Source organism: Kitasatospora sp. NPDC057692, assembly GCF_042799475.1.
GTDB lineage: Bacteria > Actinomycetota > Actinomycetes > Streptomycetales > Streptomycetaceae > Kitasatospora.
This window is the reverse complement of record NZ_JBHVIV010000017.1, coordinates 54,833-78,549: the sequence shown is the minus strand read 5'-3', so window position 1 is coordinate 78,549 and position 23,717 is coordinate 54,833. Positions and strand designations below refer to the sequence as shown.

The 23,717-nt window shown below is 72.7% G+C and carries 21 protein-coding genes and 3 tRNA genes; 10 read left to right on the top strand and 14 right to left on the bottom strand.

Annotation, left to right across the window (positions count from 1 at the left end; genetic code table 11):
• Window positions 1-102: 102 nt before the first annotated feature.
• Window positions 103-1,872, bottom strand: coding sequence for a phosphatidylglycerol lysyltransferase domain-containing protein (locus ACFVFS_RS12985; protein ID WP_380623336.1), 1,770 nt, complete (start codon window positions 1,870-1,872; stop codon window positions 103-105).
• A 365-nt stretch (window positions 1,873-2,237) separates the two neighbouring features.
• On the opposite strand from ACFVFS_RS12985, the gene ACFVFS_RS12980 reads away from it, so the two are divergent.
• Window positions 2,238-2,888 carry a response regulator gene (locus ACFVFS_RS12980; protein WP_380623334.1) on the top strand — a complete coding sequence of 217 codons (651 nt, stop codon included), beginning with the start codon at window positions 2,238-2,240 and terminating at the stop codon, window positions 2,886-2,888.
• On the top strand, window positions 2,885-4,027 hold the full coding sequence (locus ACFVFS_RS12975; RefSeq protein ID WP_380623259.1) for a sensor histidine kinase: 1,143 nt from the start codon (window positions 2,885-2,887) through the stop codon (window positions 4,025-4,027). The genes ACFVFS_RS12980 and ACFVFS_RS12975 overlap by 4 nt, the downstream gene beginning before the upstream one ends.
• 115 nt (window positions 4,028-4,142) lie before the next feature.
• Here ACFVFS_RS12975 and ACFVFS_RS12970 read toward each other — a convergent pair.
• A tRNA-Leu gene (locus ACFVFS_RS12970) sits at window positions 4,143-4,226 on the bottom strand.
• A gap of 416 nt (window positions 4,227-4,642) precedes the next feature.
• Here ACFVFS_RS12970 and ACFVFS_RS12965 point away from each other — a divergent pair.
• The 6 genes from ACFVFS_RS12965 (at window position 4,643) to pknB (ending at window position 13,183) form a co-directional block, all read left to right on the top strand.
• Window positions 4,643-5,509, top strand: a complete 867-nt coding sequence (locus ACFVFS_RS12965; protein ID WP_380623257.1) for an FhaA domain-containing protein — start codon at window positions 4,643-4,645, stop codon at window positions 5,507-5,509.
• 13 nt (window positions 5,510-5,522) lie between these two features.
• On the top strand, window positions 5,523-6,074 hold the full coding sequence (locus tag ACFVFS_RS12960) for an FHA domain-containing protein (protein ID WP_380623255.1): 552 nt from the start codon (window positions 5,523-5,525) through the stop codon (window positions 6,072-6,074).
• A 53-nt stretch (window positions 6,075-6,127) separates the two neighbouring features.
• Window positions 6,128-7,771: a PP2C family protein-serine/threonine phosphatase gene (locus ACFVFS_RS12955; RefSeq protein ID WP_380623253.1), complete on the top strand. Its 1,644-nt coding sequence runs from the start codon at window positions 6,128-6,130 to the stop codon at window positions 7,769-7,771.
• Between the two features lie 112 nt (window positions 7,772-7,883).
• Window positions 7,884-9,305: an FtsW/RodA/SpoVE family cell cycle protein gene (locus ACFVFS_RS12950; protein WP_380623332.1), complete on the top strand. Its 1,422-nt coding sequence runs from the start codon at window positions 7,884-7,886 to the stop codon at window positions 9,303-9,305.
• Window positions 9,302-10,759 (top strand): peptidoglycan D,D-transpeptidase FtsI family protein, encoded by a 1,458-nt coding sequence (locus ACFVFS_RS12945; protein WP_380623251.1) that lies wholly within the window; start codon window positions 9,302-9,304, stop codon window positions 10,757-10,759. Before ACFVFS_RS12950 ends, ACFVFS_RS12945 begins: the two co-directional genes overlap by 4 nt.
• Window positions 10,760-11,020: 261 nt before the next feature.
• Window positions 11,021-13,183 (top strand): Stk1 family PASTA domain-containing Ser/Thr kinase, encoded by a 2,163-nt coding sequence (gene pknB / locus ACFVFS_RS12940; protein ID WP_380623249.1) that lies wholly within the window; start codon window positions 11,021-11,023, stop codon window positions 13,181-13,183.
• Between the two features lie 169 nt (window positions 13,184-13,352).
• On the opposite strand, the gene ACFVFS_RS12935 is transcribed toward pknB, so the two are convergent.
• The 5 genes from ACFVFS_RS12935 to ACFVFS_RS12915 all read right to left on the bottom strand — a co-directional run bounded on the left by ACFVFS_RS12935 (window position 13,353) and on the right by ACFVFS_RS12915 (window position 17,288).
• Window positions 13,353-14,213, bottom strand: coding sequence for a class E sortase (locus ACFVFS_RS12935; RefSeq protein ID WP_380623330.1), 861 nt, complete (start codon window positions 14,211-14,213; stop codon window positions 13,353-13,355).
• A 52-nt stretch (window positions 14,214-14,265) separates the two neighbouring features.
• Window positions 14,266-15,549: a class E sortase gene (locus tag ACFVFS_RS12930; protein ID WP_380623247.1), complete on the bottom strand. Its 1,284-nt coding sequence runs from the start codon at window positions 15,547-15,549 to the stop codon at window positions 14,266-14,268.
• Between the two features lie 5 nt (window positions 15,550-15,554).
• The gene (locus tag ACFVFS_RS12925; RefSeq protein WP_380623245.1) at window positions 15,555-16,217 is read right to left on the bottom strand and encodes an aminodeoxychorismate/anthranilate synthase component II; all 663 of its coding nucleotides are present in this window, start codon (window positions 16,215-16,217) and stop codon (window positions 15,555-15,557) included.
• 55 nt (window positions 16,218-16,272) lie between these two features.
• Entirely contained in the window at window positions 16,273-16,452 is a 180-nt protein-coding gene (locus tag ACFVFS_RS12920; RefSeq protein ID WP_355362472.1) for a hypothetical protein, read from the bottom strand.
• Between the two features lie 74 nt (window positions 16,453-16,526).
• Window positions 16,527-17,288 carry a DUF881 domain-containing protein gene (locus ACFVFS_RS12915; protein WP_380623243.1) on the bottom strand — a complete coding sequence of 254 codons (762 nt, stop codon included), beginning with the start codon at window positions 17,286-17,288 and terminating at the stop codon, window positions 16,527-16,529.
• A gap of 114 nt (window positions 17,289-17,402) precedes the next feature.
• Between ACFVFS_RS12915 and crgA the strand changes: the two genes are divergently transcribed.
• A complete protein-coding gene (crgA, locus tag ACFVFS_RS12910; protein WP_380277654.1) occupies window positions 17,403-17,651 on the top strand; it encodes a cell division protein CrgA in 249 nt (82 codons plus the stop codon).
• A gap of 365 nt (window positions 17,652-18,016) precedes the next feature.
• Here crgA and ACFVFS_RS12905 read toward each other — a convergent pair whose 3' ends face one another.
• A complete protein-coding gene (locus ACFVFS_RS12905; RefSeq protein ID WP_380623241.1) occupies window positions 18,017-18,925 on the bottom strand; it encodes a rhomboid family intramembrane serine protease in 909 nt (302 codons plus the stop codon).
• A 260-nt stretch (window positions 18,926-19,185) separates the two neighbouring features.
• Between ACFVFS_RS12905 and ACFVFS_RS12900 the strand changes: the two genes are divergently transcribed.
• Window positions 19,186-19,866 carry a DUF5324 family protein gene (locus ACFVFS_RS12900; RefSeq protein ID WP_380623239.1) on the top strand — a complete coding sequence of 227 codons (681 nt, stop codon included), beginning with the start codon at window positions 19,186-19,188 and terminating at the stop codon, window positions 19,864-19,866.
• 72 nt (window positions 19,867-19,938) lie between these two features.
• On the opposite strand, the gene ACFVFS_RS12895 is transcribed toward ACFVFS_RS12900, so the two are convergent.
• The 6 genes from ACFVFS_RS12895 to ACFVFS_RS12870 form a co-directional block, all read right to left on the bottom strand.
• Window positions 19,939-20,011: transfer RNA gene (locus ACFVFS_RS12895), tRNA-Ala, on the bottom strand.
• Between the two features lie 190 nt (window positions 20,012-20,201).
• Window positions 20,202-20,330, bottom strand: coding sequence for a DLW-39 family protein (locus ACFVFS_RS12890; protein WP_014137031.1), 129 nt, complete (start codon window positions 20,328-20,330; stop codon window positions 20,202-20,204).
• A gap of 257 nt (window positions 20,331-20,587) precedes the next feature.
• A complete protein-coding gene (locus ACFVFS_RS12885; RefSeq protein ID WP_380623238.1) occupies window positions 20,588-20,983 on the bottom strand; it encodes a DUF6191 domain-containing protein in 396 nt (131 codons plus the stop codon).
• Between the two features lie 139 nt (window positions 20,984-21,122).
• Window positions 21,123-21,199: transfer RNA gene (locus ACFVFS_RS12880), tRNA-Ile, on the bottom strand.
• Between the two features lie 16 nt (window positions 21,200-21,215).
• The gene (locus ACFVFS_RS12875) at window positions 21,216-22,610 is read right to left on the bottom strand and encodes a class I SAM-dependent methyltransferase (protein WP_380623236.1); all 1,395 of its coding nucleotides are present in this window, start codon (window positions 22,608-22,610) and stop codon (window positions 21,216-21,218) included.
• Between the two features lie 277 nt (window positions 22,611-22,887).
• Window positions 22,888-23,502, bottom strand: coding sequence for a DUF3566 domain-containing protein (locus ACFVFS_RS12870; RefSeq protein WP_380623234.1), 615 nt, complete (start codon window positions 23,500-23,502; stop codon window positions 22,888-22,890).
• Between the last annotated feature and the right edge of the window lie 215 nt (window positions 23,503-23,717).

The following is a 23,717-nucleotide window of genomic DNA, read 5'->3' as shown; positions in this document are numbered from 1 at the left end:
ACATCGGCATTTGTGCCGATCCCCGTCATCCTCTGGGGGGAGGCTCCACCCCGAAATCCCCCCATCCGGACGACCGGTCCCCTCCGCCCCCCGGCGGAGGGTCTACCCCTTCCCGCTCCGTGCCGCCACCGGCACGCGGGGCGCCTCGGCGGCGGGCGGCCCCTGGTGCCGGCGACGGAACAGCGCGGGCAGGCTCGGTGCGGTGATGAAACCCTCGGCGCGGGCACTCGCGATGCCGATCCGCGGAATCTCGCTGCTCTTCTCGAAGAGCAGATAACGCGGCTCCCAGATCGGCCGGTACTTCGCGTTGGCCCGGTAGAGCGATTCGATCTGCCACCAGCGCGAGAAGAAGCCCAGAACGGAACGCCAGAGCCGCAGCACCGGTCCGGCACCGAGCTTCGATCCGCGTTCGAAAACGGAACGGAACATGGCGAAGTTCAACGAGACCCTGGCCAGATTCACTTCACGGGCGCGCTGCAGGAGTTCGATCACCATGAACTCCATCAGACCGTTCTCGGTGTCCCGGGCCCGGCGCATGAGGTCCAGCGAGAGCCCGTCCGCACCCCACGGCACGAAGCTGAGCAGCGCCTTCAGCTCGCCGTCGGCGTCGTGGCACTCCAGCATCACGCAGCGCCCGTCGCCCGGGTCGCCGAGCCGGCCCAGCGCCATCGAGAAGCCGCGCTCGGTCGCGCCGTCGCGCCACTGGTCGGCCTTGGCCACCAGGTCGGCCATCTCGCACTCGGGGATCTCCTCGTGGCGGCGGATCCGCACCGTGTACCCGGCACGCTTGACCCGGTTGTACGCCTGGCGCACCACCCGCATCGCCCGGCCGTCCAGCGAGAACTCGTCCAGCTCGACGATCGCCTCGTCGCCCAGCTCCAGCGCGTCCAGGCCGTGCCGGGCGTAGATCACCCCGGCCTCCTCGGAGGCGCCCATCACGGCCGGCGCCCAGGCGTGCTCGCGGGCCTCGGCCAGCCAGACGTCGATCGCGCCCGGCCAGGCCTCCGGGTCGCCGATCGGATCGCCGGAGGCCAGCGAGACGCCGCCGACCACCCGGTAGGCGATCGCCGCCTTGCCGCTCGGCGAGAAGATCACCGCCTTGTCCCGGCGCAGCGCGAAGTAGCCGAGCGAGTCCCGCTCGCCCTGCTTGTCCAGCAGCACCCGGAGCCGCTGCTCGTCCTCGGCGCTGAGCAGCTCGGTGCCGCGCGGGCTGCGGAAGGCCACGTAGAGGACGAGCAGGAAGAGCAGCGCGCCCATCGCGTTGATGACCGCGTTCACCCAGGTCGGCGCGTCGATCACGGAGCGCAGGTGCTCGGACGGGGTGACGGTGACCATCCGGCCGACCGAGTAGCGGAACATGTCCCAGAAGTCCGCGGTCGGCAGGTTGTTGGTCAGCGCGACCAGCGCGGCGCCGACCACGCCGCCGAAGCCCAGGCCGGCCACGAAGGTGGCGGCGGCGGTCTTCGGGTTGGAGCGGTCGCCCTTGGAGGTGAACTCCTTCCGGCCGACCAGCAGCGCCAGGACGAAACCGCAGGTCAGAACGGTGGAGACATAGTTCAGCGGGTGCCGGTTGAAGCCCTCGTCGGGCAGCGACATGGCCGCCAGGTAGAGCAGCGCGAACACCCCGGCCAGGGCGAGGTTGAAGATCCAGGCGGCCCGCTTGCGGCGCCGCATGGCGACCGCCAGGAAGACCGAGAGCACCGCGCTGCTCAGGCCGGCGGTCATCAGGTAGGGGGTGAAGTACTCGCCCTCGTTGTGCGTCTCGACCTGGTCCCGGAACGGCACCAGCAGCACGGTGACGAGGTTCAGCAGGGCGATCAGCCGCAGGTACCAGACCGTCGCCACGGCGGCCCGCGGGCGCCAGCGCGCCATGACGGCGCCGGGCTCGGACCCGGACCCGGTGGGGGAGGTGGACGGCTCCGGCTTCACAGTGGACGACACAGCTCAATTCCAAACGATCAGGTGGTGGGTCGCATCCGCAGACGACCCGGCGAACGCCCACCTCGGCCGGCAGGCCGACTGAGCGGCAGCCAATTCCATGGTTCCCCACCGACCGTGAGAATGGCGTGAACCAGGTAGCGGATTCACACCCCCGCCGTTCGGCGGGGGTCTCCCCGATCGGTCCCGGGCATCGGTCGTCGTCGCCGGTCAGGGCCTACCCTCGATTCCAGTCATGCGGACCGGCCCGGCCCGGCCGCCGAACCGAGGAGGGACCCATCACCACCACCCGCGTGCTGATCGTCGACGACGAGATCCTGGTCCGTTCCGGGCTCGGCCTCATCGTCGGCTCCGCCCCCGATCTGGAGGTGGTCGGCGACTGCTCCGGCGCGCAGACCGAGGAGTACGTCCGGCGGCTGCGCCCGCACGTGGTGCTGCTCGACATCCGGATGCCCGACCTGGACGGCATCTCGGTGCTCCGCCGGATCCGGGCGCTGCCCGACCCGCCGGCCGTGGCGATGCTCACCACCTTCGACACCGAGGAGTACATCGGCACCGCGCTGCGCGCCGGCGCGTCCGGCTTCCTGCTCAAGGACACCGCCCCGGAGCAACTGGTGCACGCCGTCCGGGTGCTCGCGGCCGGCGGCAACATCCTCTCCCCGACGGTCACCCGCACCGTGATCGGCGGCTACGTGGACGGCGGCGGCCCGGACGCCGAGGCGGCCACCCTGGCCCGCACGCTGACCGGCCGGGAGCTGGACGTCCTGGCCCTGCTGGGCGAGGGCCTGTCCAACGCCGAGATCGCCGACCGGCTGTTCCTGGGCACCGGCACCGTGAAGGACCACATCAGCGCGATCCTCGGCAAGCTCGGCGCCGCCAACCGGGTCCAGGCGGCCGTGATCGCCCACCGGGCCGGGCTGGTCCGCCCGAAGCCGAGCGACGGGGCATGAGCGGCGGAGCCCTCCCCGCACGACGCCTCCTGGCCGGGCTGACCGCGCCCTGGCTGATGCTCCTGCTGCCCGCCCTCTACTCACTGGTGGACGCCGCCCTGGTGGCCCGGGGCGCCCCGCTCTGGCAGAGCCTGCTGTCGGTGCTGGCCGCCGTCGCGCTGCCGTGGCGGCGGCGCTTCCCGGTCACCGTGCTGCTGCTGACCATGCCCGGCAGCTACTTCGACGACATCTGGCTCGCCCCGATCACCGCCGTCTACACGGTGGCCGCCGAACGCCCCCGGCCCCGGGTGGTGGTGCCCTGCGCCGTCCTGTTCGCGCTCGTCGAGTTCTTCCACTGGCCGGTCTCCGAGCAGTCCTTCACGATCAGCCGGGACACCGCCCTGTACGCCATCCAGTCCGTGATGCTCGCGGCCGGCCCGGCCGCCACCGGACTGCTCTCCCGGACCCGGCGGGAGCTGGCCTCCCGGCTGGACGAGCTGACCCGCGGGCAGGAGCGGGAGAGCCGGCTGCTCGCCGAGCGGGTGCTCAGCGAGGAGCGCGGCCGGCTCGCCCGGGAGATGCACGACGTGGTCTCGCACCAGGTCAGCCTGATCAGCATCCAGGCCGGCGCGCTCCAGGTGTCCACCCCCGACCCGGCGGCCGCGGGTGTCGCCAGGACCATCCGCGAACTCTCCGTGCGCACCCTGGAGGAGCTGCGCCAGATGGTCGGGGTGCTGCGGGCCGGCGGTCCGCGGATGGACACCCCGCTGGCCCCGCAGCCCCGGCTGGCCGACCTGCCCCGGCTGATCGAGGAGAGCGGGCTGGCCGCCGACACCGAGCTCCTCCCGGGCGACCACCCCTGGCCGGAGGCGGTCGAGCGGGCCGCCTACCGCACGGTGCAGGAGGCGCTCACCAACATCACCAAGTACGCGCCCGAGGCCGCGGTGCACGTCCGGGTCCGGGCCCGCGGCCGGCGGCTGCGGGTCGAGGTGCGCAACGAGGCGCCGCCGGTCCGCCCCGTGCAGACCCTGCCGGGCGGCGGCCACGGCCTGGTCGGGCTGCGCGAGCGCGCCCAGCTGCTGGGCGGTTCGCTCACCGCCGGTCCGACCCCGGACGGCGGATTCGAGGTCCTCGCCGACCTGCCGGCCCCGACCTCCTGAGCCGCCCCGCGCGGCGCCGGGGGGACCCGCCCCGCCGGAGAAGAGGTCCCGCGGGAGAAGAAGAAGGGGAGAACGAGAAAGCCCCGCAGATCCGAAGATCTGCGGGGCTTCGCTGTGCGCGAGGGGGGAGTTGAACCCCCACGCCCTTTCGGGCACTGGAACCTGAATCCAGCGCGTCTGCCTATTCCGCCACCCGCGCATGGGTGTTTTCACCGCTTGCCGGTCGATCAGCCGTTCCGCTCGGTACCATGTGGCCCTTGCGGTTCTTCGATCGGGCCACCCGGTGGGCGCCCCTTCCGACATGGAAAACAGTAGCACGACCTGCGGGTCGCCTCCGAATCCGTTCCCCGGGGCACCCGGGCGCATCCGAACGGATGCCCGGGGAACAGGCGAGCGAGGGATGGCGGCCCCGCCGGGCGGGTAGCCCTGGCATGTTGCCGCCCGCATGCGTCACCCTGTGTGTCCGAGCCCACCCCCGGGCACCACGTGGTCCGGGAACCGTACGGATGGCCCCGGCGTGGATACGATCAGTACGGAAGTACCGCAAGTAGGCGTGACCGGTTCCCCGGAATCCGGTCGGCAGGCAGGCGACCGAACCCTGGAAGGGGGTGCCCCATGGGAGTGCTGAAGAAGTTCGAGCAGCGACTCGAGGGTCTCGTCAACGGCACCTTCGCCAAGGTGTTCAAGTCCGAGGTCCAGCCCGTGGAGATCGCCGGCGCGCTGCAGCGCGAGTGCGACAACAACGCCAGCATCTGGAACCGCGACCGCACCGTCGTGCCCAACGACTTCATCGTCGAACTCAGCCCGCACGACCACGAGCGGCTGAGCCCCTACTCCGGGCAGCTGGGCAACGAGCTCGCCGGCATGGTCCGCGAGTACGCCGAGGCCCAGCGCTACAGCTTCATGGGCCCGCTCCAGGTGAACCTGGAGAAGGCCGAGGACCTCGACACCGGCCTGTACCGGGTGCGCAGCCGCACCCTCGCCGCGGAGGATCCGCAGCAGCAGGCCCCCGCGCAGCCGACCCAGCCCGGCTACGGCCGCCCGCCGGCCGCCCCGGCGCCCGGCGCGCCCTGGCAGCAGCCCGGCGCCGCCCCGTACGGCGCGCCCCCGCCGCCCGCCGCGCCACCCGCCGTGCCCCCCGGCCCGCCCGCACCGGCCGGCGGCAACGTCCGCCCGTTCCCGGGCGCCGGCCACGGCACCGCGGTCCGCCGCTGGATCGAGGTCAACGGAGCCCGGCACCAGATCACCGGCAACGCCTGCGTGCTCGGCCGCTCCACCGAGGCGGACGTCCGCATCGACGACCCCGGGGTCTCCCGCAAGCACGCCGAGATCCGCCCCGGCACCCCGGCGATGGTGCTGGACCTGGGGTCCACCAACGGCATCGTGGTGGACGGGCAGCACACCCAGCGCGCTACGCTCCGCGACGGCTCTCGAATCGTCGTGGGCTCCACCACCATCGTCTACCGACAGGTCGAAGGGTAGAGCGGGCGCGGTTATGTCAGAACTGACCCTCACGGTCATGCGGCTGGGCTTCCTGGCCGTGCTGTGGCTGTTCGTGATCGTCGCGGTCCAGGTGATCCGCAGCGATCTGTTCGGGACCCGGGTGAACCCGCGGGCCTCCCGCCGGGGCGGCGCCTCCACCGCGTCCGCCCCCGCGACCGCCGCCGGAGCGGCCCCGGCCGCCGGGCGCGCCCCGCAGGGCCAGCCGGCCCCGGGCGGCCCGCCGACCCAGGGCGGCGGGCGCCGCCGCGGCGCCCCGACCCAGCTCGTCGTGGTGCAGGGCTCGCTGGCCGGGACCACCGTGGCGCTGCAGGGCCAGACCATCACGCTCGGCCGGGCCCACGACTCCACCATCGTGCTGGACGACGACTACGCGTCCTCCCGGCATGCCAGGATCTATCCCGACCAGACTGGGCAGTGGACGGTGGAGGATCTAGGCTCCACCAACGGCACCTATCTGGACCGTCAGCGCCTGACCGCGCCGACCCCGCTCCAGCCGGGCATGCCGATCCGTATCGGCAGGACCGTCATCGAACTGCGGAAGTAGTAGCGCATGAGGGACAGCATCCCGTCCATGACCCAGAGGGGGGCACAGGTCGCATGACCCTGGTGCTGCGCTTCGCCGCCGGCTCCCACAAGGGACTGATCCGGGAGGGGAACGAGGACTCCGGCTATGCCGGCCCGCGGCTGCTGGCCGTGGCCGACGGCATGGGCGGCGCGGCGGCCGGTGAGGTCGCGTCCTCCGAGGTGCTCGGCTCGATCGTCCGGCTGGACGAGGACGTCCCGGGCGCCGACCTGCTGACCCTGCTCGGCGACGCGGTCCAGGGCGCCAACGACCGGCTCCGCCAGATGGTCGAGGAGGATCCGCAGCTGGAGGGCATGGGCTGCACCCTCACCGCGATGCTCTGGACCGGCCAGCGGATGGGCCTGGTGCACGTCGGCGACTCCCGCGCCTACCTGCTGCGGGACGGCGCGCTGGTGCAGATCACCCAGGACCACACCTGGGTGCAGCGGCTGGTCGACGAGGGGCGGATCACGCCCGAGGAGGCCGAGACCCACCCGCAGCGCTCGCTGCTGATGCGCGCCCTGGACGGCCGCGGCCAGGTCGAGCCCGACCTGTCGATCCGCGAGGTCCGGGCCGGCGACCGCTACCTGATCTGCTCCGACGGCCTCTCCGGCCCGGTCAGCCACCAGACCCTCCAGGACACCCTGGGCAGCTTCTACGCGCCCGAGCAGACCGTGCAGGAGCTGATCCAGCTCGCCCTGCGCGGCGGCGGTCCGGACAACATCACCTGCATCGTGGCGGACGTCCTCGACGTCGGTGCCACGGACACCCTGAGCGGCCAGTTCAACGACGTGCCGGTGGTGGTCGGCGCGGTCGCCGAGACCCCGCCGTCCTCGTCCGCCGCCGACCGCTCGATCGCGGACACCCCGGCCGGCCGCGCCGCCGGGCTGGGCCGCGGCCCGCAGGGCGCCTTCGGCCCCGCCGAGGGCTACGGCGGCGGCCGCCCCGACGGCCAGGGCGGCTTCGGGCCGGCCGGGGGCTACCCGGAGGACGGCGAGCCCCCGGTCTACGGGACCGAGGACTTCGGCGACGAGGCGCCGTCCCGCAGGAAGCGCAAGAGCCGGGCGCTGACCTTCTCGCTGGTGGGCCTGGTCACCGTGGGCCTGCTCGGCGCGGGCGGCTTCTTCGGCTACCAGTGGACCCAGAGCCAGTACTACGTCGGCGCCGAGGGCGACCACGTCGCCGTCTACCAGGGCGTCAACCAGAGCCTGGCGGGGCTGAACCTGTCCTCGGTGCACACGCCGTACAAGGACATCGAGCTCAAGTACCTCCCGCAGGACCAGCGCACCCACGTCACCAACACCATCTCGGCGAGCAGCCTCGGCGACGCCGACGACAAGGTGAAGAAGCTGGGCGAGCAGGCCGCGCTCTGCCGGAAGGTCGCCGACGTCCGGGCCGCGGCCGCGAACCCGGCCGCCAACCCGGCGGCCCAGCAGGCCGCCGGAACGGTGGCGACGCACGCCGGGTTCGTGGCGGCCACCACGCCGCCCGGCCCGTCCGCCACCGGGCGCGCCCCGGCGGCCGGCGTCCCCACGACCCCGCCGGTCCCGACCCCGGGCGCCACCGCCCCGGCCGCCACGCCCAGCCAGGGCGCCGCGGCCCCGGCCGCCCCGCAGGGCGACCTGCCCGGCCTGACCGACGAGGAGCGGCAGCGCGCCGACTCCTGCCCGAAGCCGTGATGGACGCGACCCGACATAGGCCCGCCCGGCGCGGACCCGCCGGCCGTCAGGGAGCGGCTACGACGTGAGTACCTTCGATGTGAGCAGCGATGCCAACCGCCGGGATGCCGGCGTGCCGCCCGACCGCGCGTCCTCGCGGCGCCGCCGCAACACCACCATCTCGCCGCAGGCCACGCCCAACCGGCGCAACACCGAGCTGGCGATGCTCGCCTTCGCGGTGGTGCTGCCCGTCCTGGCGTACGCCAACGTGGGCCTGGCGATGGACGACGCGCTGCCGACCGGCATGCTCGGCTACGGCCTGGGCATGGGCGCCCTCGCACTGATCGCGCACCTGCTGATGCGCCGGTTCGCGCCGTACGCGGACCCGCTGATGCTGCCCATCGCGACCCTGCTGAACGGGCTCGGCCTGGTGATGATCTGGCGGCTCGACAAGGCCGGGCCGCTGATGCACAACAACTTCCCGGCCGCGGCCAACCAGCTGATGTGGTCGGGCCTGGGCATCGCGTTCTTCATCGTGGTGATGGTCTTCCTGAAGGACCACCGGGTCCTCCAGCGCTACACCTACATCTCGATGGCGGTGGCCCTGGTGCTGCTCGCCGCGCCGGCGTTCTTCCCGGCGCGCAAGGAGGACTTCGGCGCCAAGATCTGGATCCGGATGGGCTCCTTCTCGATCCAGCCCGGTGAGTTCGCCAAGATCATCCTGACCGTGTTCTTCGCCGGCTACCTGATGGTCAAGCGGGACGCCCTGGCGCTGGCCAGCCGCCGCTTCATGGGCCTGTACCTGCCGCGCGGCCGCGACCTCGGCCCGATCATCGTGATCTGGCTGCTCAGCCTGCTCATCCTGATCTTCGAGAACGACCTCGGCTCGTCCTTCCTGTACTTCGGCCTCTTCGTGGTGATGCTCTACGTCGCCACCGAGCGGACCAGCTGGATCGTCTTCGGCCTGCTGATGTCGATCGGCGGCGCGGTCGCGGTGGCCTCCACCACCAGCCACGTGAAGACCCGCATCGACGCCTGGCTCGACCCGATGGCCGCCTTCGCGCCGAACCACCCGCCGGGCGCCACCGAGCAGATCGGCCAGGCGCTGATGTCCTTCGGCTCCGGCGGGGTGACCGGCTCCGGCCTCGGCCAGGGCCGCTCCTGGCTGATCGACTTCGCCGCCAAGAGCGACTTCATCCTCGGCTCGTTCGGCGAGGAACTGGGCCTCACCGGCATGATGGCGATCTTCATGCTGTACGCCCTGCTGATCCAGCGCGGCCTGCGCACCGCGATCGCCGCCCGCGACCCGTTCGGCAAGCTCTTCGCCGTCGGCCTCTCCTCGGCGATGGCGCTGCAGGTCTTCGTGGTCGCCGGCGGCGTCACCGGCCTGATCCCGCTGACCGGTATGACCATGCCGTTCCTCGCCCAGGGCGGCTCCTCGGTGGTCGCCAACTGGGCGCTGGTCGCGATCCTGCTGAAGATCAGCGACAACGCCCGCCGCCCCGGGGTGGAACCCACCCCCACACCCGAGATCCAGGGGGGTACCGCCTCGTGAACAAGCCGATCCGCCGGGTCTCGATCTTCTGCCTCGTGCTGGTCCTGGCCCTCATGGTGCGCACCAACTGGATCCAGGGCGTGCAGGCCGACGCCTGGGCGAGCAACAAGTACAACAAGCGCCAGGTCTACGACCGCTACGCCTACCCGCGCGGCAACATCATCGTCGACGGCCAGCCGATCACCCAGTCCACCTTCGTGAACGGCCTGCGCTACAAGTACAAGCGGTCCTGGATCGATCCCCAGATGTACGCCCACGTCACCGGCTACTCCTCGCAGGCGTTCGAGTCGAGCCAGCTGGAGCAGCTGGAGGACGGCGTCCTCTCCGGCAGCGACGACCGGCTGTTCTTCCGCAACACCCTGGACATGCTGACCGGCGAGCAGAAGCGCGGCGGCGACGTCGTCACCACGATCGACTCCAAGGCCCAGAAGGCCGCCTTCGAGGGGCTCGGCAACAAGAAGGGCGCGGTCGTCGCGCTCGACCCGAAGACCGGCGCGATCCTGGCCCTGGTCTCCACGCCGTCCTACGACCCGGGCAGCTTCGCGGGCAACACGGAGGCGGACTCCAAGGCCTGGACCGACCTCAACGCCGACCCCAACAAGCCGATGCTCAACCGGGCGCTGCGCGAGACGTACCCGCCCGGCTCGACCTTCAAGCTGGTCACCGCGGCGGCGGCGTTCGAGAACGGCCTGTACCAGAGCATCGACGACCAGACCCAGACGCCGGACCCGTACACCCTGCCGGGCACCAACTTCGTGCTGAAGAACGAGTCCGACCGGGAGCAGTGCGGCAACGCCACCATCAAGTCCGGCATGGACCAGTCCTGCAACACGGTGTTCGCCAAGATGGGCGCCGACCTGGGCAAGGACAAGATGCGGGTGCAGGCCGAGAAGTTCGGCTTCAACAGCACCGTGGACACCCCGATCCGCTCCGAGAAGAGCGTCTTCCCGTCCAACTCCACCCCGGACGGCACCGCCCAGGACTCGATCGGCCAGCACGACACCCAGGCCACCCCGCTGCAGATGGCGATGGTCTCCGCGGCGATCGCCAACAACGGCACGCTGATGCAGCCCTACCTGGTCGCCGAGGAGCGCTCCGCCTCGCTGACCACCATCTCCAAGCACACCGACAAGCAGTTCTCCCAGCCGGTCAGCCCGGCGACCGCGCAGAAGCTGCAGGACCTCATGGTCTCGGTCGTCGAGAACGGCACCGGCCGGAACGCCAAGATCCCCGGACTGACGGTCGGCGGCAAGACCGGCACCGCCCAGCACGGCGAGGGCAACGCGGGCCTGCCGTTCGCCTGGTTCACCTCGTACGCCAAGGCCTCCGACGGCCGCTCGGTCGCGGTCGCGGTGGTCGTCGAGGACGGCTCCAACAACCGCGACGGCATCAGCGGCGGCCGGCTCGCCGCCCCGATCGCCAAGTCGGTGATGCAGGCCGTCCTGGGCAAGTGACGGCATGCGTCCGCGGGTGAGGGAAATGTCACGATCGGCACCCCTGTCCGGATACCGGTCTGATATCGGCCTGCGGCCGACTCGGGCCCGACCCCGTCCGACCGGTAGCGTATCCGCAGCAACGGGTGTGTCCGTTGCCGTCCGCGCGGTGCCGGACGGTCCTGATCGCAGAACCACCCGGGGCCCGGACGGCGTCACACGGAGCGTGTGGGGACACCTACGTCACAACCTCACCGGCGGGTGAGGGAGAGGGTCGGAACTATGGAAGAGCCTCGTCGCCTCGGCGGCAGGTACGAGCTCGGCGGCGTCCTCGGACGCGGCGGCATGGCCGAGGTGTACCTCGGCCATGACACCCGGCTCGGCCGTTCCGTCGCCGTGAAGACGCTCCGGGCCGACATGGCCCGTGATCCGTCGTTCCAGGCCCGCTTCCGTCGCGAGGCGCAGTCCGCGGCGTCACTGAACCACCCCGCGATCGTCGCCGTGTACGACACCGGCGAGGACTACATCGACGGCATCTCCATCCCGTACATCGTGATGGAGTACGTCGAGGGCTCCACCCTGCGCGAGCTGCTGCACTCCGGCCGCCGGCTGCTGCCGGAGCGGGCGCTGGAGATGACCATCGGCATCCTCCAGGCCCTGGAGTACTCGCACCGGGCCGGCATCGTGCACCGCGACATCAAGCCCGCCAACGTCATGCTGACCCGGCAGGGCAACGTCAAGGTGATGGACTTCGGCATCGCCCGCGCGATGGGCGACGCCGGCATGACGATGACGCAGACCTCCGCCGTCATCGGCACCGCCCAGTACCTCTCCCCGGAGCAGGCCAAGGGCGAGCAGGTGGACGCCCGCTCCGACCTGTACTCCACCGGCTGCCTGCTCTACGAACTGCTCACCGTCCGCCCGCCGTTCGTCGGCGACTCCCCCGTGGCGGTCGCCTACCAGCACGTCCGGGAGGAGCCGCAGCCGCCGTCCGTCTTCGACCCCGAGGTCCGCCCCGAGGTCGACGCGATCGTGCTCAAGGCGCTCGCCAAGGACCGCGACTACCGGTACCAGACCGCCGACGAGATGCGCGACGACATCGAGCGCTTCCTCGACGGCCTGCCGGTGGCCGCCGCCCAGCAGGCCGCCGCGTACGGCATGGGCGCCGCGTACGGCTACGACCAGAACGGCTACCCGCAGCAGCACGACCCGTACGGCCAGACCAACGTGCTGCCGCAGCAGGCCCCCGGCGGTCCGACCACCGTCCTGCCGCAGGCCTCCCCGGCCGGCTACCCCGGCCAGCCGCAGGCCGGCGGCTACGACGACGGCTACGGCCAGACCTACGCCGGCGCCCCGGGCGGCGGCAACGACGGCTACGACGAGGGCTACGGCCGCGCCGGCCGGCGCGGCGAGGAGCCGCCGAAGAAGAGCAACACCTCCTGGATCGTGCTGGCGGTCGCCGCCGTGCTGGTCCTGGTCGGCACCTTCTTCGTCGCCCAGGCGATGTTCGGCAACAAGGGCGGCGGCACGAAGGAGGCGCCGCAGGTCGCGGTGCCCAACCTGGTCGGCAAGACCCTGGCGGACGCCAAGACCCTCGCCACCCAGGCCGGTCCCAAGCTGGTGGTCACCGAGGGCGAGAAGATCGCCTGCCCGGACACCAACGTCAAGAAGGACCAGGTCTGCACGCAGAACCCGGCGGCCGGCGGCCAGGTGGCCGAGACCGCCACGATCACCGTGCAGCTGTCCTCCGGCCCGGCCAAGGCCACCGTGCCGGGCGTGGTCGGCAAGACCAAGGACCAGGCCCTCAAGGCGCTCGCCGACGCCGGCTTCACCAACGTCACGACCGACTACAAGGACGACGACAACGCCCCGCTGGACCAGGTCATCGCCCAGGACCCGGCCAACGGCGGCGCCGACCCGGCCGCCCCGGTCAAGCTGACCGTCTCGCAGGGCAAGGCCAAGATCAACGTGCCGAGCGTGGTCGGCCAGCAGAAGGAGGCCGCGCAGGCCGCGCTGGAGGCCGCCGGCTTCCAGGTGGACGCCTCGAAGACGGCGCAGACCACCGACCCGGCCAAGGTCAACACGGTGGCCTCGCAGAACCCGTCGGGCGGCAAGCAGCCGGCCAACACCAAGATCACCCTGACCATCTTCAAGGCCCCGGAGAAGGTCTCCGTCCCGCCGCTGCAGAACGTCCCGCTCAAGGACGCGATCGCGAAGCTGGAGAGCATGGGCCTGAAGTACTCCGTCACCGGCGGCCCGCAGGACCCGAACGCGATCGTCCTCGCCTCGAACCCGCCCGCCGGGACGCAGGTGGACCCGAACACCTCGGTCGGGCTGATGACCAAGGCCGTCGATCCGCCCAAAGGGGGGGACACACCCACCGTCCCCGGGATCCCCGGCTTCCCCAACCCCACGAACACCAAAGGGGGACCCAACAACAACTAGGCCCTGGTTCCCCTGGTTCTGAGTCCCTCGGGACCGGGGCGGCCGGGCGGGTTGTCCCCCGGAACGCCCGAGGGCCCGTCGACACCCCGTCGACGGGCCCTCGGGCGTTTCCGTGCGCCTCCCGGTGCGCCCCGGCCCCTCCCGGCGCTCCAGGCCCCCTCCGGGGGCCTCAGCCGCGCCGCAGCTCGGCGGGCGGGGTGCGCTTGGCGTCCACGTCGTCCACCCGCACCAGGCTCCCCCAGACCGCCATCCGGTAGCGCGAGGTGTAGACCGGGGTGCAGGTGGTCAGCGTGATGTACCGGCCGGGCTCGGTGTAGCCCGAGCCCTTCGGCACCGGGGCGACGATGCCGGTGTCGAACTTGGTGGTCTCCGGCAGGGTGCTGTCGACCCGGTAGACGTACCACTTGTCCCGGGTCTCGACGACGATCGGGTCGCCCTTGCGCAGGGCGTCGAGGTTGTGGAACTTCGCCCCGTGGCCGTCCCGGTGGGCGGCCAGCGCGAAGTTGCCGGACGCGTCCCAGGGCATCGCCGAGCGGTAGGGCTGCTCGTAGACCCCGGCGACCCCGTCGGCCAGGGTGTCGGCGTCGGTGCCCGTCCGGATCAGCACCTGGTAGTTCCGGCCCATCGCGGGGACGTGCAGGAAGCCGACGTCCGTGCCCGCCGCGGCGGCCGCGCCGCCGGTACCGGTGCCGGTGCCGCCCGGACCGGACGCCGGACCGCCGCCGGCCTCCGGGGCACCCGGGTCGGCGGAACCGGACGGGGAGCCGGCGGGGGCGCCGGACGGGAGGGGGACGGCCGGCCCGCCGGCCGCCCAGGAGTCGCGCAGCTGGTCGGAGGCCGCGGCGGCGGAGCGGTCCGCCAGCACGTCGGTCCACCAGAGCGAGTAGCTGACGAACAGGCCGAGCACCAGGCCGAGGGTGATCAGCAGCTCGCCGAAGACCCCCAGCACGGCCAGCGCCCGCCCGCGCCCGCGGCGCGGCGGCCGGTCCCCGGCCTCCGGCCCGCGCTCCGGGAAGGCCTCCTCCGCCACCGCTCCGGTCTGCTGCGTCACGTCTCTCCCCTTGCTACTCGCCCGCTCGCGGTCAGCCTCCCGTGAGGGCGGCAGGCTTGCCCTGGCTGCGCGGCCGTTCCTCGATCATCTTGCCAAAGACGATCAGCCGGTACTTCGAACTGAACTCCGGCGTGCACGTGGTCAGCGTGATGTAGCGGCCCGCGCCGCTGTACCCGGCGCCGTTCGGCACCGGCTTGATCACGCTCACGTTGGACGGCGGGGTCTCCGGGATGCCGCCGGTGACCTCGTAGGTGTAGTACGCGGTGGCGGTCTCCACCACGATCCGGTCGCCCTTGCCGAGCTGGTTGATCCGCCGGAACGGCTCGCCGTGGGTGTTGCGGTGCGCGGCCAGCGCGAAGTTGCCCGCCTTGTCGGCCGGCATGCCGGTCCCCGTGTAGTGGCCCACCAGGCCCTTGTCGAGCACCGCGCCCTTGGCGGTGCCCTCGGCGATCGGGAACTTCTGGCCGAGCTTCGGCATGTGGATGATCGCGAAGCCCTTGCCGGGCTCGAACGTCTCCGGTTTGGCCGGATCCGGGGCCGGCTGTCCCGGCGCCGGGGCCGGGGCGGCCGCGTCGAACTGCTCCTCCAGCCGGCTGCGGGCCCCGTCGGCGGCCGCGTCGGCCTGCACGTTGGTCCACCAGAGCTGGTAGGAGACGAAGAGCAGCATGACCAGGCCGAGGGTGATGCAGAGCTCTCCGAGGAACCGGGCGAAGACCACCGCCGCCGACTCCTTCGGCCGGGGCCGGTCCGCGGCGGCGGTCCGGGCTCCCCCGCGGCGCCGTCCGCGCCCCTGGGCGGCCCGGCGGCGCTCGGCCCGCCCGCCGGGGACGGCCGGCGGCGGTCCGCCCGCCACCGCGTCCATGGTGACCGTCTCGGCGGCGGCGAACACCGCCCGCTCCGTCCCGGACGCCTCCGGGCTCTCCAGGTGCAGGCGGAGCGCCTCCTGCGCCCGCTCGGGCGCCACGGGGGGTGCGGCCTGCTCGTAGACGCCCCAGCCGTCCTCGGCGTCCTGCCGGCCCGCCCAGCCCTGCGCCTGGCCCTGGCCCTGGTCCTGGTTGTGGCCCTGGTCCTGGCCCTGGTTGGGCTGGGCGGGGATCCAGCCGCCCTGCCGGAGCTGCTGCTCCTGGTACGGGTCGTACCCCTGGTACTGGCCCTGCTGGTACGGACCCGGCGGGTAGGGCGCCCCGCCGTACCCGCCCTGCTCGCCGTACCGGCCCGGCTGCCCCTGCGGGTACGGGTGCTCCGAGGCCGGAGGGTACTGCTGCCGGTACGCGTCGCCGCCCTGCGGGTCCGCTTCCGGACGCACCGCGGTCACGCCGCTCAGCCCCGGCCGATCACCGGGGCGAGCCCGGCCGACCGGTCGACGGCCTGCGGGTCGCCGCACTCGGCCAGCCAGTTGGCGAGCATCCGGTGGCCGCCCTCGGTGAGCACCGACTCCGGGTGGAACTGCACGCCCTCCACCGCGAGGTCGCGGTGGCGCAGCCCCATGATCACGCCGCTCCCGGTGCGCGCGGTGACCAGCAGCTCGTCCGGCACGGTGGCGGGTTCGACCGCCAGCGAGTGGTAGCGGGTGGCGGTGAACGGCGAGGGCAGGCCGGCGAACACGCCGCCGTCCTCGTGCTCGACCGGCGAGGTCTTGCCGTGCAGCAGCTCGGGCGCCCGGCCGACGACGGCCCCGTAGGCCACCGCGATCGACTGCAGGCCCAGGCAGACGCCGAACACCGGCAGCCCGATCCGCGCGCAGTGGTGCACCATCTCGATGCAGACGCCGGCCTCCTCCGGGGCGCCCGGGCCGGGGGAGAGCAGCACCCCGTCGAAGCCGGCGTCGCCGTCGCGGCGCACCGCGTGCTCGACGGTCACCTCGTCGTTGCGGACCACCTCGCAGGTGGCGCCGAGCTGGTAGAGGTACTGGACCAGGTTGAAGACGAAGCTGTCGTAGTTGTCGACGACCAGGATGCGGGGCGGGGTCGGCCGGGAGGTCATGGGCGCGCGTTCTCCGGGGGGTGCGGGGACTGGAGCGGGTGGCGGGGCCGCCGGGTCAGCCGACGGCGCCGTCGCCGTCTCCGTCCACTGTGACGTCACCGAAGGGGAGCAGCGGTTCCGCCCACGGGAAGACGTAGGTGAAGAGGAGGTAGACGATCCCCAGCACGAGGAGCACCGAGACGACGGCCTTGACCAGGGTGTTCCCCGGCAGGTGACGCCAGATCCAGCCGTACATGGTGCTCCCTCGACGTAGCGGACTGGGGTCAAGACTAGACCCCGGCCCGTCGGCGCCAGGCCCTTCCCACCGGTCTACTGCTGGCCGGTGGCCGCGCGCAGGTCCGCCGTTCCCGAGTAGCCGGGCAGCGAGAGGTCGCCGCTCTCCTGCACCTTCCAGCCCAGTCCGTACGCCTGGACGTACTGCAGGTAGTTGCGGATCGTCGGGTCCGCCTCCACCGCGGCGCGCAGCGCGTCGGTCCTCCCGACCGCCTTGACCACGTACGGCGGCGAGTAGACCCGGCCCTGGAGCAGCAGGGTGTTGCCGACGCAGCGGACGGCGCTGGTGGAGATCAGCCGCTGGTCCATCACCTGGACCCCCTCGGCGCCGCCGCGCCAGAGCGCGTTGACCACGGCCTGGATGTCCTGCTGGTGGATGACCAGGTCGTTGACGTCCGGCTCGCGCACCCCGGGGAGGCGCGAGGTCGCGTTCGGGGGCGCGTCGTTCAGGGTGACGGTGAGCCCGGGGCCCTGGAGCGGGTCCAGGGCGGCGGCCTGCTCCAGGGCGGTGAGCTGGGCGGCGTCGGCCGGGCTGCCCTGCTGGCCGGTGAGCCGCTGGGCGCGCTCCTGGAGCTCGGCGAGCTGGGCCTGGGACTGCTGGTTCTGGGCACTGCGCTGCCTTATCACGTCGGAGAGGCTGAGCAGCGAGTTGTCGGTGCGCAGGTCGGTGCCGCGCGCGGTCTGCGCGCTGATGTAGAAGAGCAGTCCGGCGAGCGCGAAGACGGCGCAGGTCAGGGCACGTCCGACAATTCGGGTGCCGGAGGCGCGGGTACGGGCCGGCCGAGGGGGAATCGACAAATTAGGCACCGTACCCTTATCTCCTTCGGACCCGCCGAACCACTACGCTAACGGACGCCGCCACACCACCGTGAACCCCTGCGCGGTCACAGCGCATCGACAGGAGAGCTCCTCGTGCCGAAGTCTCGACTCCGCAAGAAGTCCGACTACACCCCGCCGACCACGGCCACGGTGAAGATCAGCTCGGGCCGCAGCTGGGTTGCGCCGCTGATGCTGGCGATGTTCCTGATCGGCCTGGTCTGGATCGTCACCTACTACGTGACCAGCGGAAGCTGGCCGGTGGAGAGCTGGCGGAACTGGAACATCCTGGTGGGCTTCGGCTTCATCGCGGCGGGTTTCGGCGTCTCCACCCAGTGGAAGTGACGCCGGGGCTGCTGCCCTGAGCTCCTCCACCGCCGCCCCGGACGGGTCCGTCCCGGGGCGGCTTCGTGGTGCCCCCGGACGGTGGGAGTCCGCCGGAAAACCACGGGCGATGATCTGCTCATCACGCTTATCCACACGGTTATCCACACTGGGGAAAAGTCACACCGGCCTGTGGATAACTTAGGCCGGGGGCGCTTTCCACACCGTCGCGCGCCCTTACTTCGTCCGGCGGATCCGCACAGCGGGACACGCGTAGAACAGGCGTCCGGCCGGGGTCGTTCGCACGGCCTGTGCACAACCCGGCACCTGCTGTGGACAACCGTGCGGGCGCCGGACGCGCGTCCGCGCGGTCCGCGGCCGGGGGATCACCCGCCGTAGGCGGCCGTCCCGACGAGCACCATCGCCAGCACCAGCCCGGCCACGCCCGCCAGCGTCAGCCCCTGCACGGTCGCCCGGTGGGCCCGCGGGGCGTACATCAGGCCGGCCGCGGTCAGCATCCCGGCGATCAGGCCGCCGAGGTGCGCGCGCCAGTCGATCCCCTGCACCGAGAAGGTGACGATCAGGTTGAACACCAGCAGCGCGATGATCGGCCCGAGCGGCGCCCGGACCCGCCGGTAGAGCACCACGGTCGCGCCCAGCAGGCCGAAGACCGCCCCCGAGGCGCCCAGCGAGCGCATCCCGTCCCCGGCCAGCAGGAAGGCGAAGGCGCTGCCGGCCAGACCGGAGAGCAGGTAGAGCGCGAGGAAGCGGGCCCGCCCCAGGGCCGACTCCAACTGCGGGCCGAGCACCCAGAGCACCATCATGTTGGTGGCGATGTGCCAGGGCGCGGTGTGCAGGAACACGGCGGTCAGCAGCCGGTACCACTGGCCCGGGCCCTCGGCGACGCCGGACGGGAACGGATAGAACCGGTCGGGGGCGAAGCTGCGCAGTTCGAGGTCGAAGCCCAGCCAGGGCGTGAGCACGTAGGCGGCCAGCACGAAGACCACCAGGTTGATGCCGATCAGCGCCTTGGTGACCAGCGCGCCGTCCTCGGTCGGGCGCCCGCCGAAGCGGGTGGTCGCCCGGCGGACCTGGCGACCGCCCTCGCTGACGCACTCCGGGCAGTGGAAGCCCACCGAGGCGTTCACCATGCACCGCGGGCAGATCGGCCGTCCGCAGCGCGAGCAGCCGATGCCGGTCTCCTGCTCGGGGTGCCGGTAGCAGCGCGACAGCCCGCTCCCGCCGCCCGCCCCGGGGGTCGGGTCGATCGGCGGCTTCGGCTCGTCCGGGAGCATCGGCTATCCCCTTCTGCCACGGCTTGCTGCGACGACACGTACGCGCTCCCGGCGGGCACCCCCGCCGGAACCGCCAGCCTACTGCGGCCGCACACCCGACCGAGCGGCCCGTTCGGCCCCGGCGGCCCCTCCGACGGCCTCCCGGCCACCCGGCACACCCCGCGTACGGCCCACTCCGGCATGCCACCGGACAAATCCGGATGCATGATCAGCATTCAGGTGGATATGTGCATAAAGGACGCCACCAGGAGGAGAGACTCGTGACCCGTTTGGACTCGGCCCGAGCGACGGCCGGCAGCTTCGCGGACAGCGCCCGGCAGCAGGCCTCCCAGGCCGCCCACACCGTCCGCGTCCAGTACGACCGGCACATCGCCCCCCAGGTCGGTCACGCCTTCGCCAGCCTGCCGCCGGAGGCCCAGCAGAACGCCCTGAAGGCCCTGCACCGCACCCAGGAGGCGGCCCGGGCCGCCCGCCCCTCGGCGGCCAGGGCCGCCGACCAGGCGCGGTGCACCGTCACCCCCAAGGTCGTGCACGCCGTCGAGGAGGCCCGCGCGGCCGTCGTTCCGGTCGCCCAGGAGGCCCAGACCCGCGGCGCCGCCGCGCTGACCGCCATGCGCGGCAACGTCACCTCGGCCGAGATCAGCGACCTCGCGGCACGCAACGCCCGCAGGTCGCGCCGGACCGGCTGGGCGACCGGACTGGCCGTGGCCGGCGTGATCGCGATCGGCAGCGGCATCGCCACCTGGCAGTGGTGGCGGCACCGCAGCAACCCGGAATGGCTGGTGGAGCCGCCGTCGCTCGCCCGCCCGGCCGGCTCGCACGCCTCGGGAACCGGCCCGGACGCCCCGGTGAACGGCTCCCCGGACGCCGCCGGCCCCGCCTCGGCCGCGGCGCCCGCCGAGGACCGCTCCGAGCCGCAGGACCCGCGCGAACCGCAGTGAGAACGCGGAACGGCCGCTGACCCGAGATCAGGTCAGCGGCCGATCGCCGTCCACGCGCGGTGGAGGGAACTGTGGAGCTTAGGAGACTCGAACTCCTGACATCTGCCTTGCAAAGGCAGCGCTCTACCAACTGAGCTAAAGCCCCGGGGCGGCACCAGGCGCACCGCCGGACACTAGCGTACCCGGTTCCGGTACCGATCCGGTGCCCCGTTCCGGCACTCCTGCCGTGCGGGGCCGGAAACTCCGGCCGACCCGGTCGTCCCACCGGGCCGGCCGGCCCTGGAGGCGCCGTGCGGCGCCTCCGAAGACTGTCGATCGTCGGATCGTCGGGGGCCTCAGCGACCGGCCGGGACCGGGTCGGTGGCCTCGGTCCACAGGTCCTGCTCGGCGCGGTCGGCCTGGACCTGACGGTAGACAAAGAAGCCGCCGAGGGCGACCAGGGCGACCAGGAGAAGCTTCTTCACCGCGGGACCTCGTCCTTCTTGCGTTGACGGACTCAGCAGCCGGGCGCCGATCGTTCCGATCGGGCCGACGAGTCCGTGGTTGTGTTACGAGCACGAACGGGCGGTCGGGATGCCGGACTGCCCTTGCGGCCGATGATACACACCGGTGTCCCAATCGTGACCAGCCACCGCTGCCTCCAACCGACCGGTCCGGCCGGAGGATTGACGCCACACCTCCTGTCGTACGGTCGGCCCGGCGCGGAGCCTGCGCAGAGCCCTCACCGTTCCCGCCCGCCGGACCCTGAACCGGGCCCCGGAGCAGGCCCCGAACCGGGCTGCGGACCGGGCTGCGGACCGGGCCCGGAGGCGGGCGGCGACACCACCACCGCCACCCCCGAGGACAGGTCCACCCGGGTGCGCGGCGGGGCCCCGTCGTCCTCCTCGTCGCGCAGCATCAGGGTGCTCTGCCGCTCGTCGAGCTGGTGCTGCTTGCCGGCCGCGAACTGCGCGTGCAGCTGCTCGAAACCGGTCGCCGAGATCTGCCCCTCCCGGCCCGTCCCCCGCCACGGCACCAGGCGCGACCGGCGCGCCCTGAGCGCCAGCTGGTCGACGAACGCCAGCACCACCAGCAGACAGACCAGGCCCGGGATGGTCATCGCGAAGACCAGGCCCATTGCGTCACCGCCTCCACCGTCGGACGCCGCCGGGGCGGACCCCGGCCTCCACCGGTAGAACACCCGGCGGGCGCCCGAGGTTCCGGGAGCGCGGCCACAACGCCGAAGGGCCCGGAGCGATGCTCCGGGCCCTTCGCGGTGGTGGGGCTAACAGGACTTGAACCTGTGGCCTCTTCCTTATCAGGGAAGCGCTCTAACCGTCTGAGCTATAGCCCCTTGCCGCACTGAAAGATTAGCGGACCGATCCCCGATCCCCCAAATCCGTTGCGGCCGGGCCCGCGCCGGGCCCCTCCGGGACCGGCAGGTCGGAGGCGGTGCCGGAGGCGGCCAGCCACTCCGCGCGGGTCGCCGGCAGGTGCGCGGCGCCCCCCGCGGTGGTGCGCACCGCGAGGATCTGGTTGACCCCGATCCGGTTCTCCTCGAAGGCCAGCGCCGAGGCCGCCATGTAGAGCCGCCAGACCCGCGCCCGGCCGCGCCCCACCAGCCCGACCGCCTCCGTCCAGTGCGCCTCCAGGTTGGCCACCCACTCACGCAGGGTCAGCCCGTAGTGCTCGCGGAGCGACTCCACGTCCCGTACCTCGAAGCCGGCCTCCTCCAACCGGGAGACGGTGGAACCGACCGGGGACAGCTCGCCGTCCGGGAAGACGTAGCGGTTGATGAACGGGCTGGGGCGGTACGGCTCACCCGGGTGGTCGGGGCGGCGGGCGATCTGGTGGTTGAGCAGCCGGCCGCCGGGCGCCAGCAGCCCGTACAGGCCCTCGGCGTACACCCGGTACTGGGCCTCGCCGACGTGCTCGGCCATGCCCACGCTGGAGATCGCGTCGAACGGGCCGTCCGGGATCTCCCGGTAGTCCTGGAGCCGGACCTCCACCCGGTCGGACAGGCCGGCCTCCTCGATCCGCCTGCGGGCCAGCGCCACCTGCTCCTCGGAGATCGAGACGCCGACCGCCGTCACCCCGTAGTGCCGGGCCGCGTGCAGCACCAGCGAGCCCCAGCCGGAGCCGACGTCCAGCAGCCGCATCCCGGGCCGCAGGCCGAGCTTGCGGCAGATGAGGTCCAGCTTGGCCTCCTGCGCCGCCTCCAGGCTCTTCGCGGCGGGCTCCCAGTAGGCGCACGAGTAGACCATCGACGGCCCCAGCACCAGGCCGTAGAAGTCGTTGCCGACGTCGTAGTGGTGGTGGATCGCGGCGCGGTCCCGGCCTCGGCTGTGCAGCCGCCCGCGGCCCACCGGGGCCTCCTCCGGCGGCGGCACCGGCTCGGGGCCGAGCGCCCCGGCCCGCAGCAGCGCGCCCATCACCCGGCGGCCCCGGACGCCCAGCACGTCGCCGGGCCCCAGCCGCAGCGTACGGATCTCCGGGCGCTCGGCGAACTGCGCCACCGCCCGCAGCACCTCGTACAGGTCGGTGCCCGGGGCGACCTCCAGATCCCCCGAGACGTAGGCGCGGGCCAGCCCCAGCTCGTTCGGGTGCCAGAGCAGCCGGCGCAGCGCCCGGCGGTTGCGCAGCACCACGGTGGGCGCCCCCGGCGGGCCGGCGACGCTGCCGTCCCAGGCCTGCACCCGCAGCGGTACCGGGACCCCCAGCAGCCCGTCCAGGGCCTCGACCAGCCGCCTTGCGAGCTCCGCCATCGCGCGTCTCCGTCCTGCCGTGCCTGAGCAGCCGTCCCGGACCCGTCCGGTGGGGACCGGGGAGGCCTGCGGCACGGCCGGGTGGCGCGGAACGAGCGGACCCATCCAAGCCCACCGCGACCCCGGCCCGTCCGGGCGGCACGCCGCGCTACGCGGCTGTCACCCGAATGCCGACGGGCCCCACCGGCTGCAACAGCCGATGGGGCCCGATGATTCCGCCCGCGGACGGAAGTCCCCCGCACCGGGCGGGAACTGAGCCCGGATCACGCCCGGGGGATCAGTCCTCCTCGGCCAGGGTGAGCTCGATGCCGCCGGTGAAGCCGGCCGCCGCGTTGTAGATGAACGCCGAGAGCGTGGAGAGCGCGGTCAGCAGCACCACGTCGACCACCGCGATCAGCGAGGTGAAGGTCATCACCTTGCCGAAGCCCACGTAGTCCATGATGTTCAGGCCGCCGCCGTTGGTGTCCGAGCCGGTGACGTCCTTCAGGGTCTTGCCGAGCGAGTCGAAGACGCCGAGCGAGTCCAGCGTCATCCACAGCACCGCGGCCGCCACGATGATGATGATCCCGACCGCCAGCGACAGCAGGAAGCTGACCTTCATGACCGACCACGGGTCGGCCTTGGTCACCCGCAGCCTGGCCTTCCTGGTCCGGCCGAGACCGCCGCCGGAGACCGGCGGCGCGGCCGGACGGCGCACGCCCGCGGCGGGCGTCCCGCCGGGCGGGGTGTTGCCGCCGCCGACCCGGGTGCCCCGGGCCGGGGTCGGCTGCCCCTTGGCGTAGGTGGTCGGCTGGGAGAAGCCGTTGCCCGCCGCCGGAGCGCCCGGCGGCGGCGGAGGCGTCGGCTGGCCGCCGTACGTCCCGCCCTGACCCGCCCCGCCGACCGGCGGCATCAGCGAGGTGGACGCGGACGAGTGCTCGGCCGGCGGTTGCGGAACGCCGTACGCCCCACCGCCCTGTGCTGCGCCCGGACGGCCGCCGGCGGCGCCTCCCCCAGCACCCGTGGCTCCACTCACTGGTCCTCCCGCACTTCCCACCAGGGACGGCGCACCGCCCTGCTTCGTCACTCGTCATCCAGCGCCCGGCGGGATTGCCCGGTACTGGTCGG